The 12,858-nt window shown below is 43.1% G+C and carries 12 protein-coding genes; 5 read left to right on the forward strand and 7 right to left on the reverse strand.

The genetic code is table 11. The features are described from left to right. Positions 1 to 27: 27 nt before the first annotated feature. From serS to lrp, 5 genes are all read right to left on the reverse strand, one after another. Positions 28 to 1,317 carry a serine--tRNA ligase gene (serS, locus tag OAG1_RS11815; RefSeq protein WP_338621419.1) on the reverse strand — a complete coding sequence of 430 codons (1,290 nt, stop codon included), beginning with the start codon at positions 1,315 to 1,317 and terminating at the stop codon, positions 28 to 30. 195 nt (positions 1,318 to 1,512) lie between these two features. Then, positions 1,513 to 2,829: a replication-associated recombination protein A gene (locus OAG1_RS11820; protein WP_338621420.1), complete on the reverse strand. Its 1,317-nt coding sequence runs from the start codon at positions 2,827 to 2,829 to the stop codon at positions 1,513 to 1,515. After that, a complete protein-coding gene (gene lolA, locus OAG1_RS11825) occupies positions 2,829 to 3,434 on the reverse strand; it encodes an outer membrane lipoprotein chaperone LolA (RefSeq protein ID WP_016401024.1) in 606 nt (201 codons plus the stop codon). The genes OAG1_RS11820 and lolA overlap by 1 nt, the downstream gene beginning before the upstream one ends. Positions 3,435 to 3,442: 8 nt before the next feature. Beyond that, positions 3,443 to 5,971, reverse strand: a complete 2,529-nt coding sequence (locus OAG1_RS11830) for a DNA translocase FtsK 4TM domain-containing protein (protein WP_338621421.1) — start codon at positions 5,969 to 5,971, stop codon at positions 3,443 to 3,445. A 119-nt stretch (positions 5,972 to 6,090) separates the two neighbouring features. Then, positions 6,091 to 6,579 carry a leucine-responsive transcriptional regulator Lrp gene (gene lrp / locus OAG1_RS11835; protein WP_040306996.1) on the reverse strand — a complete coding sequence of 163 codons (489 nt, stop codon included), beginning with the start codon at positions 6,577 to 6,579 and terminating at the stop codon, positions 6,091 to 6,093. Positions 6,580 to 6,997: 418 nt separating this feature from the next. Here lrp and trxB point away from each other — a divergent pair, with 418 nt between their 5' ends. The 4 genes from trxB (at position 6,998) to infA (ending at position 9,727) form a co-directional block, all read left to right on the forward strand. Next, positions 6,998 to 7,954 carry a thioredoxin-disulfide reductase gene (trxB, locus tag OAG1_RS11840; RefSeq protein ID WP_338621422.1) on the forward strand — a complete coding sequence of 319 codons (957 nt, stop codon included), beginning with the start codon at positions 6,998 to 7,000 and terminating at the stop codon, positions 7,952 to 7,954. Positions 7,955 to 8,052: 98 nt separating this feature from the next. Next, positions 8,053 to 8,742 carry a leucyl/phenylalanyl-tRNA--protein transferase gene (aat, locus tag OAG1_RS11845; RefSeq protein WP_338621423.1) on the forward strand — a complete coding sequence of 230 codons (690 nt, stop codon included), beginning with the start codon at positions 8,053 to 8,055 and terminating at the stop codon, positions 8,740 to 8,742. Continuing rightward, positions 8,742 to 9,425 carry an arginyltransferase gene (locus OAG1_RS11850; protein ID WP_338621424.1) on the forward strand — a complete coding sequence of 228 codons (684 nt, stop codon included), beginning with the start codon at positions 8,742 to 8,744 and terminating at the stop codon, positions 9,423 to 9,425. Before aat ends, OAG1_RS11850 begins: the two co-directional genes overlap by 1 nt. A gap of 83 nt (positions 9,426 to 9,508) precedes the next feature. Further along, on the forward strand, positions 9,509 to 9,727 hold the full coding sequence (gene infA, locus OAG1_RS11855) for a translation initiation factor IF-1 (RefSeq protein WP_016401030.1): 219 nt from the start codon (positions 9,509 to 9,511) through the stop codon (positions 9,725 to 9,727). A gap of 73 nt (positions 9,728 to 9,800) precedes the next feature. Here infA and clpA read toward each other — a convergent pair whose 3' ends face one another. Both clpA and clpS read right to left on the reverse strand, forming a co-directional pair. Next, positions 9,801 to 12,050 carry an ATP-dependent Clp protease ATP-binding subunit ClpA gene (gene clpA, locus OAG1_RS11860; RefSeq protein WP_016401031.1) on the reverse strand — a complete coding sequence of 750 codons (2,250 nt, stop codon included), beginning with the start codon at positions 12,048 to 12,050 and terminating at the stop codon, positions 9,801 to 9,803. Between the two features lie 35 nt (positions 12,051 to 12,085). Then, positions 12,086 to 12,403 carry an ATP-dependent Clp protease adapter ClpS gene (gene clpS / locus OAG1_RS11865; protein WP_016401032.1) on the reverse strand — a complete coding sequence of 106 codons (318 nt, stop codon included), beginning with the start codon at positions 12,401 to 12,403 and terminating at the stop codon, positions 12,086 to 12,088. Positions 12,404 to 12,596: 193 nt separating this feature from the next. On the opposite strand from clpS, the gene cspD reads away from it, so the two are divergent. Continuing rightward, positions 12,597 to 12,812: a cold shock domain-containing protein CspD gene (gene cspD / locus OAG1_RS11870; protein ID WP_016401033.1), complete on the forward strand. Its 216-nt coding sequence runs from the start codon at positions 12,597 to 12,599 to the stop codon at positions 12,810 to 12,812. The last annotated feature ends 46 nt before the right edge of the window (positions 12,813 to 12,858 follow it).

A 12,858-nucleotide genomic window follows, 5' to 3' on the forward strand; every position in this document is an offset into this window, starting at 1 on the left:
AAGGCGCTTTTTTCTTTTAACCATTATTTAAACCGTAATGGTTTCTAAACCGCCCATATAAGGCTGCAATACTTCTGGAACTTTGATGCTGCCATCGGCGTTTTGGTAGTTCTCTAATATAGCCACCAAAGTACGGCCAACTGCCAAACCAGAGCCATTTAATGAGTGCAGTAATTCAGGCTTCTTAGCGCCAGCAGCACGAAAACGTGCTTGCATGCGACGAGCCTGGAAATCTTCGCAGTTAGATACTGAAGAGATTTCGCGGTAAGCGTTCTGAGCCGGAACCCACACTTCCAAATCGTAGGTTTTTGTTGCACCAAAGCCCATGTCACCTGTACACAGCGTTACAACGCGGTAAGGAAGTTTAAGCTTTTGAAGGATGTTTTCGGCGTGTTGGCGCATCTCTTCTAATGCTTCGTAAGACTTCTCTGGGTGAACCAGTTGCACCATTTCAACTTTGTCGAACTGGTGTTGGCGGATTAAACCACGCGTATCACGGCCATAAGAGCCCGCTTCACTGCGAAAACACGGCGTATGGGCAGTCATTCGAATCGGCAATTCAGCCTCTTCCACAATGCTGTCACGTAACATGTTAGTGAGCGGTACTTCTGCAGTTGGGATTAAGCTCATGCCAATGCCTTCTTCGGTCGCTGGCTGAGTATGGAACAAATCCTTGCCAAATTTAGGCATTTGACCGGTACCATATAAAGAGTCTGAGTTAACCAAGTAAGGAACGTACATTTCTTGGTAACCATGCTCCTCGGTATGCGTATCTAACATAAACTGAGCGATAGCACGGTGTAACTTGGCAATCTTACCTTTCATTACAATGAAGCGTGAACCACTAATTTTAACTGCATTAGCAAAATCTAGCCCTTGTAAGTCACTACCTACATCAACGTGATCTTTAACCTCAAAATCAAAGCTTGGCAGCTCTCCCCAAGTATGTAATTCAACGTTTTCTTCTTCGTCTTTACCAATAGGCGCACTCGGATGAGGAAGATTAGGTAAAGTTAAAGCGTAATCTTTAATTTCCTCTAATAGGTCATTTAGCTCGGCTTTAGCAGCGTCGAGCTTTTCACCAAGCTGCCCTACCTCTGCCAAAAGTGGCGCTATATCTTCACCACGACCTTTAGCTTGTCCGATAGATTTGGAACGGGTATTACGCTCATTTTGTAGTTCTTGGGTACGAACTTGCAGCTCTTTACGACGACTCTCTAGCTCTGTCAATCGTGCGACATCTAGTTCAAATCCACGAGTCTTTAAGCGCTCTGCGGTGGTTTCTATTTCGCCGCGCAACAAATTAGCGTCTAACATTCAATAACCTACTTCCAATTCTTGTCGTTAATTAAAGGCAAAGCTCCAATTTAACCTACTGTAGTGAAGGCAAAATAAGCTTTGCTAATTATTTGGTTTCCAAAACTCGCTTATTATAAAGCAACTACTTACAGACACAATCGGGCTGTAGGCTGGATTGAGTAATAAACTGAAAATAGTGTTGTTTATTGCTGGCTATTGCGCTTGTTGGTCTAAGTTACGCAAGTATTCAAGCTTTTCAGCAATCTGCTTTTCTAAACCACGGGGCTCAGGATGGTAGAACTGATGGCCTAATAAAGGGTCTGGAAGATATTGTTGACCAGCGGAATATGCATTAGGTTCATCGTGAGAATAGCGGTACTCTGCGCCATAACCTAGTTCCGCCATTAGCTTGGTAGGCGCATTTCTCAAGTGCACCGGCACCTCGGCATCGCCGAACTCTTTTGCTGCAAGCCTAGCTGCTTTAAAAGCGGTATACACCGCGTTACTTTTAGGCGCACATGCCAAGTAAACCACAGCTTGAGCTATCGCCCGCTCCCCTTCGGCTGCGCCTACTCGGGTAAAGCAGTCCCAAGCGCTTACAGCAATTTGCATCGCGCGGGGATCGGCATTACCCACGTCTTCAGAGGCAATAGCTAAACATCGTCGCGCTACCGATAGAGGGTCACCACTAGCTTCCAAAATTCGACAGTACCAAAACAATGCAGCATCGGGCGATGAACCACGGATAGATTTATGTAGGGCTGACAACAAATCATAAAACTTATCACCGCCTTTATCTATATGACTATAGCGCTCTCCGGCAACTTGCTTGAGAAGATCAAAACTTAGTTGTTTCTGCTGGCCTTCGCCCTCAGCCAATTCACTCATCATCTCTAACAAGTTTAAGGCGCGGCGTGCATCCCCACTCACTAATGTGGAAAGCGCTTCTAATACACCTTCTTCAAAATTTAGTGTGTGTTGCTTTAGCAACTCATCTTCGTTAATTGCCCGATTCAACAGTTGTTGAATAGCCTCGCAGTCTAAAGCGCGTAATACATAAGTTTTGGCCCGTGATAATAAGGCGTTATTAAGTTCGAAAGACGGATTTTCGGTAGTTGCGCCAATAAAGATAACAGTGCCGTTCTCAACATACGGTAAAAACGCATCTTGTTGGCTTTTGTTAAAGCGATGAACCTCATCAACAAACAAAATGGTGCGACGACTAACCTGTTTGTTTTGCAGAGCGCGGTCAATAGCGGCGCGTACTTCTTTTATCCCCCCGGTTACGGCTGAGATCTTTTCTACTTCCGCATCGGCATACAAGGCGGCTAATTCTGCAATGGTGGTTTTTCCTGTACCAGGAGGCCCCCAAAGAATCATCGAGTGCAACTGCCCAGATGAAATGGCTTTATGCAGAGGTTTATCTGCAGCCAAAATATGTTGCTGGCCGACATAATGCTCTAGTTTGCTGGGCCGCATTCTCGCAGCAAGAGGCCTAAAGTCGGCCTCAAAATTCAGCTCTAAGCTCATTAGCGTTGATCATCAATCATAGTGTTTTTAGGGATCTCAAACTTAAACAGTTTTTCACTAAAGCTTGGGTTGGCTTTAAACCCTTGAAGATCAAATTGACTACGCTGTCCGGTACTTTCAATAATATCAAAGCGAGAAATACTATTATCAGCATTTAGCTTTACCCAAAAAGCAGCTTGTAGTGGATCATCTTTTGACTTAACTAAAAACCCTTGTTGCTGTTTTTCTACCTGATAATTTTGCCAGCTTTCGCTGCGGTCATCTGCCAACAAGATGAATGGTGATTGATTGATCGCTTCACTCGCATCCATAATCGTTACTTGCTCAACAAACGGGCTGTAATACCAAATAGTTGAGCCATCAGACACAATCATATCTTGCTCGGGCATCACTTGTTGCCAGTTTAACTTAGCAGGACGAGCTAAACTTAGTTTGCCTTCGGCTTCATGAATGCTTACGCCGTCGGCATCTATCACGGTTTGTTTAAACTGCGCTTGAAACCCTTTTAAGTCGGCAAGATGCGTTCTTAGCTCGTTAGCTGCGTCATTGGCAAATGCTTGAGCAGATAACAAAGCCGCAAAACTTATACTTAATAATTTTTTCATCTTTTCTCTTAATCAATTCTCACTGGAGGCGGCGCGATAACTTCCCGGTTACCGTTATGACCTGGTGCACTAACAATGCCCTGAGCTTCCATTTGCTCAACGATTCGAGCGGCGCGGTTATAACCAATTTTAAACTTACGTTGTACGCCAGAGACCGAGCCACGGCGCGTTTCTGTAACGTGCATAACAGCTTGATCAAACAAAGCATCTAACTCTTCATCAGACTCTGCTACTTCACCTGGCAGCATAGCATCAGGGCCTGCTTCACCATTTAATATCTCATCAATGTAATCTGGCTCGCCACGTTCTTTCCAAGCCGATACCACAGCATGTACTTCGTGATCATCCACAAATGCGCCGTGAACACGGGTTGGCACACCGGTGCCTGCCGGTAAATAAAGCATATCTCCCATGCCTAGCAAGGTTTCAGCGCCTTGCTGGTCTAAAATGGTACGTGAATCAATACGGCTAGAAACTTGGAAGGCCATACGAGTTGGAATATTCGCTTTAATTAGACCGGTAATAACATCTACCGATGGTCGCTGAGTAGCCAACACCAAATGAATACCTGCCGCACGGGCTTTTTGTGCAATACGTGCAATTAACTCTTCAACTTTTTTACCCACAATCATCATCATGTCGGCAAACTCGTCAATGATAACCACAATATGAGGCAGTTTTTCTAAGGTTGGCGCAGTTTCAGCCATACTGTCTTCGGGCTTCCACAATGGATCAACAATTGGGTTGCCGGACTCAATAGCATCCACCACTTTTTGGTTGAAGCCTTTAAGGTTTCGCACACCCATTGCAGACATTAACTTGTAGCGTCTTTCCATTTCGCCGACACACCAACGTAAAGCATTCGCCGCTTCTTTCATGTCGGTAACAACTTCAGACAACAAATGAGGAATACCCTCGTAAACTGAAAGCTCCAACATTTTGGGGTCGATCATAATCATCCGAACATCTTCTGGTGTTGATTTATACAGAAGACTCACAATCATTACGTTTACGCCCACCGACTTACCAGAACCTGTAGTACCTGCAACTAACAAGTGAGGCATTTTTGCCAAATCAGCGACCACCGGTTGACCAGCGATATCTTTGCCTAACACCATAGCAAGGGGCGACTTTGACTGATGGAAGGTACTGCTATCAATAACTTCGCTAAGATAAACAATCTCACGATAACGGTTAGGTAATTCCAATCCAATCACCGACTTACCAGGTATCACTTCCACTACCCGCACACTAATAGCAGACAACGCACGCGCTAAATCTTTAGACAAGTTAGTAATTTTGCTGACTTTGACCCCTGGCGCTAAATCGAGCTCAAAACGGGTAATTACTGGGCCAGGATGAACGGCAACTACTGATGCTTGAATATTAAAATCAAGCAGCTTTGCTTCAACCAAACGAGAAACTTGCTCTAATTCTTCTGGTGAAATTGGGTTAGCTTTTTTGTCGGGTCTATCCAATAAATTCATATCAGGTAAACGGCTTAACCTTGGTTGAGCAGGTTTTACCGGCGCTGCGGGTTTAGCTGCAGGCGGTTTAGCCACAGCGACAGTTTCACCGTCAAACGGAATATCAGGCATGGGCTCAGGAGCGGTATCATCGATAATCACACTTGGTGGATCAATCGCTTCATCTTCGTAAGCAAATTCAATATCTTCTTTTGCCTGTGACAACTCTGCTTCAAAGTCACTGTCCATGGAGAAACTAGGCTCAACAGCAACAGAGGTTTCTGGCTCTGAGTAAACAGTTTGCTCGAGCGTTGGCTCTTGATATGTATTTTGCTCTTCAACAAAATCCTGTTGAAGTTCAGCATCACCTACAGATAAATCACTTTGAGCTGGTTCTAGTGAAGAAGACTCTGTAGCAAAATCCCTCATAAGAACATCTTTCTCTAACTCGCGCTGTTTTTTATTACGTAAACGTTCAGGAAAACTCACTATTGCACGGTAAGTTGAGTTAAGGCCCCCACCAAGTTGTTCTACAAAGTGAACCCAAGACTGGCCGGTAAACAAGGTAATACCACCGGCAAAAACGGCTAATAAAATAATGCTAGTGCCAAGCAAGCCAAACACTGGAATCATTAGCTGAGTGAAGATATCTCCCACTAAGCCTCCTGAAGAAAAGAAATGAAAATCATCAATATGAATGCTCGCTAGCGTGGTTAAGCTAACGAAGGTGAATACAAAGCCAATAAGCCTAAGACCTAAGGTGAAGAAGTTTACTTGGGCTACAGGACAAGGGCGCCAAAACAAGGCCCAAGCCAACAAACCACAAATAAACGGCATGCTATAAGCCATAAAACCAAAACTAAACAACAGTAAGTCGGCAAACCAAGCACCAGAACTTCCCGCAGCATTAGCAATACTTTGCTGACCAGCAGTTTGCGACCAACTAGGATCGCTCGGATTAAAACTTAATAAGGCCACCATTAGGTAAACACCTAAAGCGCCCATTGCGATGGCACACACTTCCGCAATTCGAGCAAAGCCAGACAATTTGCTGTCTGTAGTATCTGTCACAAGCGTTCCCTTGAACTAAAAATATCCAATAATTATTCTGTTTGTCTAAAAACAAAACAAGCGGCTATAGCCGCTTGTTTAACTTTATCAAAAATGAATTGGAGGGGGAAACGACTCCGTTAGTTTTTGATAACTAGTCGATTACTCTGCTTCACTTCTTCCATCACTACGTAAGTACGGGTGTCGTTAACACCAGGTAGGCGCAACAAGGTTTCACCTAACAACTTACGGTAAGCAGACATATCTGCTACGCGGGTCTTTAATAGATAATCAAAATCACCTGACACTAAGTGACATTCTTGAATTTCTTCAAGCTGTTGCACAGCATGATTAAATTGTTCGAATACGTCAGGAGCACCGCGATTCAACGTGATTTCAACAAAAACCAGTAGCGAAGCGTCTAAGTATTGAGGGTTTAGAATAGCAGTGTAACCAGTAATGTAACCTTGGCGCTCTAAACGTCTAACCCTTTCTAGACAAGGTGTAGGGCTAAGGCCTACACGTTTTGAAAGTTCCACATTCGATATGCGGCCATCTTTTTGCAACTCATTAAGTATGTTGCGATCAATACGATCCAGTTCCTTCATTGGTCGACCTTTTGCTTCCATTAATGGTGATACGATTGTTGTCCCTAAGCACACCTAGTTGTGCTGACTTTTTATGCATTAATACTTGAGGTAATTGCATAAATTATGTGAATATCCTTTCACACATAAATAAGTCATTCCAAGCGAGATGCAGAGCTAAAACCCAAGCCAATAGACTTTTTTAAACTTTTGTCTTATCCCTGAGCATTATTTATTCCACAAAATGCACGGACTATCAAGTAAAAAGCCGAATTAAAGGCTAGATAAATACGCATATCCATATAAAGTTTTATTATTTGGTAGGAATAACGAAGCCTATTATGCTGTGTCCAACAAACTTCTACTTTGTATAAAGCGCACTTTTTTCGCTTTATTACGCTTGATTTCGGATTTTGTACCCTCATATATCAAGCAAGAACTTTAAGGAATTGTAGCAATCATGAGCAATGCAAAACACCACAAACTAATTATCCTAGGCTCTGGCCCTGCAGGTTATACTGCAGCTGTATATGCGGCACGCGCCAACTTAAACCCAGTGCTTATTACCGGCATTCAGCAAGGCGGTCAGCTGACCACAACAACTGAAGTTGAAAACTGGCCAGGTGATGCAGAAGGTTTAACAGGCCCTGCCCTAATGGAGCGTATGCAAGCTCACGCTGAGAAATTTGAAACCGAGATTGTATTTGACCATATCAACGAAGTTGACTTCAAAGAGAAGCCATACAAGCTTAAAGGTGATAGTGGCGAATACACTTGTGATGCGTTGATTATTGCAACTGGTGCATCAGCCAAATACTTAGGCCTACCTTCAGAAGAAGCGTTTAAAGGTAAAGGGGTTTCTGCTTGTGCTACTTGTGATGGTTTCTTCTACCGTAACCAAAAAGTAGCAGTTGTTGGCGGTGGTAACACGGCTGTTGAAGAAGCCTTGTACTTATCAAACATTGCGTCTGAAGTGCACTTAATTCACCGTCGTGAAGAGTTCCGCAGCGAAAAAATCCTCACTAAACGTTTAATGGATAAAGTAGCTAACGGCAACATCGTATTGCACTTAAACCAAACACTGGATGAAGTGTTAGGCGATGAAATGGGTGTAACCGGTGTACGTACTAAGAACGTACAAGATGGCACAAGCCAAGATATCGAAGTTATGGGTGCCTTTATTGCTATTGGTCACCAACCAAACACCGGTATATTTGAAGGCCAATTAGAGATGAAAGATGGTTATCTAACTATCCAGTCTGGTACCGAAGGCAATGCAACTCAAACCAGCATCCCAGGCATTTACGCTGCAGGCGATGTGGCCGACCACATCTACCGTCAAGCCATTACCTCTGCTGGAGCAGGTTGTATGGCGGCCTTAGATGCTGAGCGATACTTAGACAGCCTAAACGCCTAAGTAATAGATGAGCCGGTTGTAAAACCGGCTTTTTTATATCAATAATCGTTTTAATATTGATATACTTAGTAGAGACATTGTAAAAGCTATAAGTGCCTGTGCAACCAGTATTCCTAGAGCTAAATCGCCCCTTCCCTTCTCCAAATAATGCCTTAGACGATCCTAATGGTTTGTTAGCCATTGGCGCAGATCTTAGTCCACGAAGATTAATCGCAGCCTACGATAATGGGATTTTTCCTTGGTTTAGTGATGACCAACCCGTTTTATGGTGGAGCCCTAATCCTCGAATCGGCCTAGACCTATCCGCGCATACCGTAAACAAAAGCATGCAAAAATTCATGCGTAAAACCTCGTTAAAAGTTAGTGTAAATCGAGACTTTTCACAGGTTATTAAACGTTGTGCGGCCTTACGCACAGATGAAACATGGATAAATTCAGACATGATTAAGGCCTATATTGCCTTACATCAACTGGGTCGAGCTCATTCTGTAGAGGTTTGGAAAAATGGTGAGTTAGTGGGTGGATTATACGGCGTTCTCGTTGGAAAAATATTTTGTGGTGAGTCAATGTTTCATACTGAAACTAACGCATCTAAGCTGGCTTTTCACAGTTTTTGCCACCACTTTAAACAACATGGCGGCGTATACGTCGATGGGCAAGTTGAGAATCCCCACCTGTTGAGTTTAGGTATGGAAACTATCGAAAGAGAAAACTTTTTAGATTTACTTTGTAAGCACAAAGATGACCAGTTAAATGTAAGCTGCTGGCACCAACAGGAAATCTTTTAATGCAACTGCCAGTGGGTTTGAGCCAAATAAACAATTGCCCTTATTTAGATGAACAACAAGAGCAGTTGTGCTTTTTATTGTGCGATGATGAACAAAAATCAGCCTACTACTCACAATTGTTGGAGCTCGGCTTTCGACGCAGCGGCAATGAGATATACCGCCCAGCTTGCAGCGCCTGTAATCAATGCCAATCATTAAGAGTTAAAGTGGCAGACTTTAGCCCTAGCAAATCTCAAAAACGAATTCTAAACAAAGCCAAGCAACTTACACATCGTTGGCAGCACCAACTCGATCAAGATGACTATCAACTTTATGCTCGCTATATCGAAGCAAGGCATAGAGAAGGCAGCATGTACCCACCAAATGAAAAAGCCTTTTTCGAATTTTTACAATGCGATTGGTCGCGCACTCAATACCTAAAATTATTTCAAGATGAACAATTAGTCGCGGTGTGTGTTACTGATGTTTTCTCAAAGGCATTAAGTGCTGTTTATACATTCTTCGATCCAGACTTAGATAAACTTTCGTTAGGGAATCTAGCGGTTTTAATGCAAATTCACCAAGCTAAACAACAAGGCAAAGACTGGTTATATTTAGGTTACCAGGTGGATGAGTGCAGAAAAATGAACTACAAACGGAACTATTTGCCACATCAACGATTTATTAACAGTAAATGGCAATAGATTTAGAGGATAAACTTTACACAAGGCAGTAAATCTGGCATCCTCCCTGCGTTTTTATAAGTGCGTGTCAAACAGAGGACTCAATGGCGAAAGAAGACAATATTGAAATGCAAGGCACAGTGTTAGACACCTTGCCTAACACAATGTTCCGTGTAGAACTAGAAAACGGACATGTTGTTACTGCCCACATTTCTGGAAAAATGCGTAAAAACTACATCCGCATTTTGACCGGAGATAAAGTTACGGTTCAATTAACACCGTACGACTTGTCAAAAGGGCGCATTGTTTTCCGCGCGCGCTAATCCGCAATTGTTGTATACAACAATTAAAAAGCCAGCTAATAGCTGGCTTTTTTGATTGTAGTTGCAGTACTAATTAAACTTCAGCAACTTCATCTTCATATTGAAAATCTAGCTTGCCGTCTTTGATACCAACATCTACATGTCCACCATCATTCAAGCGCCCAAACAATATCTCGTTCGCTAATGGTTTACGAAGTTGTTCTCGAATAACTCGAGACATTGGTCTTGCACCCATAGCTTTGTCGTAACCTTGTTCAGACAACCACAAGCGTGCTTCGGCATTTACTTCCATTGATACGCCGTTAGCGTCGAGCTGAGCTTGCAGTTCAACAATAAATTTATCCACTACTTGCTCGATAATTGTTTCATCTAAGTGATTGAACCAAATAATGTTATCTAAGCGGTTTCTAAATTCGGGAGCGAAGATGCGATTAATTTCATCCATGGCATCAAAACTCATGTCTTGCTCTTTAAAACCAATAGCAGAGCGTTGAGTTTCTTTAACCCCTGCGTTACTAGTCATTACCAAGATCACATTACGGAAATCGGCGTGGCGGCCATTATTATCGGTTAGCGTACCGTGATCCATTACTTGTAATAACAAGTTAAATACATCTTCGTGCGCTTTTTCAATTTCATCCAGCAACACCACACAATGCGGGTGCTTTAACACTGCATCAGTAAGTAAGCCACCTTGGTCGTAACCCACGTAGCCAGGAGGCGCACCAATCAAGCGAGAAACCGCATGGCGCTCCATGTACTCAGACATATCAAAACGAATTAACTCTACGCCTAAGGCCTTGGCAAGTTGCTGAGTCACCTCAGTTTTACCTACACCGGTAGGGCCGGCAAACAAGAATGAACCCACAGGTTTTTGCTCTGCCCCTAAACCCGAACGATTCAAGCGAATGGCATCAACTAACACGTCGATGGCTGGGTCTTGACCAAACACCACCATTTTCAAAGTTTCATTTAAGCTACGCAGTGTTTCTCTATCAGAAGAAGATACCTTTGCTTCAGGAATACGAGCAATCTTAGCAACAATGGCTTCAATATCCCCTGCCCCAATGGTTTTCTTGCGGCGGCTAACCGGCAACATCCGCATGCTTGCACCGGCTTCATCAATCACGTCAATCGCCTTATCTGGCAAATGACGTTCGTTAATGTACTTAGCGGCAAGTTCAGCAGCACTGCGCATTGCTTGCTTGGTGTAACGTACATCGTGGTGAGCTTCGTAACGGCTTTTCAAGCCCAACAAAATCTTAGTGGTATCTTCAATTGTTGGCTCTACTACATCAACTTTTTGGAAGCGACGTGCAAGTGCACGATCTTTCTCAAAAATCTGATTGTACTCTTGGTAAGTGGTTGAGCCGACACAACGCAATAAACCATTGCTTAACAAAGGTTTAATTAAGTTTGCTGCATCTAGTTGACCACCCGATGCTGCACCCGCACCAATAATGGTATGAATTTCATCGATAAACAAAATCGCGTTTTCGGCATTTTCAAGCTGCTTTAATAGTGCTTTAAAACGTTTTTCAAAATCGCCACGGTATTTCGTCCCAGCTAGCAGCGATCCAATATCTAAGGAATAGATAGTGGCGTCTTTGATCACATCTGGCACATCTTCGTGAACAATCCGATAAGCTAAGCCTTCGGCAATAGCGGTTTTACCTACTCCGGCTTCCCCCACTAGTAGTGGGTTATTTTTACGGCGACGACACAATACTTGAATGGTGCGAGACAATTCTTTATCACGGCCAATCAGTGGATCGATTTTGCCTTTAAGCACTAAATGATTAAGGTTGCTGGCAAAGCTTTCTAGCTGCTTAGTTTCTTCAGACTGAGCTTCGGTATCGGCAGGGCTTTGTTCAGCGCTAGGTTCTTCATCTTTACGAATGCCATGAGAGATAAAGTTAACCACGTCTAAACGGCTAATATCGGCCTTCTTAAGGAAATAAACGGCTTGGCTCTCTTGTTCGCTAAATATGGCAACCAAAACATTGGCACCACTTACTTCACTATTACCAGAAGATTGAACATGAAAAACGGCCCGTTGGAGAACCCGCTGAAAACCAAGGGTTGGTTGCGTCTCGCGCTCTCCATCGTCCTCAGGAATTACTGGGGTAGTTTGTTCAATGAAACTGCTTAACTCTTGGTTAAGTTGGTTGAGGTTAGCCCCACAAGCCACTAGGGCTTCCTTGGCGGCAGAGTTTTCTAATAAACCCAACAACAAGTGCTCTACCGTCATGAATTCGTGTTGTTGCTGTCTTGCTTCTTTAAACGCCTGGTTTAAAGTTTGTTCCAACTCTTTATTTAGCATGCATAGGCCCCCTAAAGACAATCAATACTACTTAGCTATGCTTTCTCCATAGTGCACATCAAGGGATGGTCATTTTGTTTGGCATAACTATTTACTTGTGCAGCTTTGGTTTCAGCTACTTCGGCCGTGAAAACCCCACAAACTCCTTTACCTTTGTAATGAATGGTAAGCATTATTTGGGTTGCTTTGTCCAAATCCATATTAAAATACAACTGCAACACCTCAATAACGAACTCCATAGGAGTATAGTCGTCATTATTTAAAACCACCTTATACATTGGTGGGGGTGCCGTCTCACTTTTTGCTTGTTTGGTTATTTCTTCTACATCTAACCAATCAGATAATTTGCTCATAAAAACTATAGTAGTAAAAACGCGTCTCTGTTCTCAACATAACCGCTTTGAGTTAACAAGGCTAGTAGAAAAGTACTCTGAAAACTTGACTGTAGTAAATATTTTACTAAATTGTTAAACAGCTGACTCAAAGTTGCGTCAAAAGTGACCAACTCGGTCAGTTTGGTAGATAAATTTAATAGGGATATGTCGTATGCCAAGCGGAACAGTTAAGTGGTTTAACAACGCAAAAGGATTTGGTTTTATTTGCCCGGATACAGGTGGAGAAGATATCTTCGCTCACTATTCGACGATTCAAATGGAAGGGTATCGTACCCTTAAAGCTGGCCAGCCAGTACAATTTGAAACTCAGCAAGGCCCCAAAGGTAGCCACGCGGTAAGCATTGTTTTCGACGACAGTCAAAACTAGCACTCGCTGCAGCAGCTAAACAAAAAACCAGTCTTAACGACTGGTT

The sequence above is a fragment of the Agarivorans sp. OAG1 genome (genome assembly GCF_037076485.1).
GTDB lineage: Bacteria > Pseudomonadota > Gammaproteobacteria > Enterobacterales > Celerinatantimonadaceae > Agarivorans > Agarivorans albus.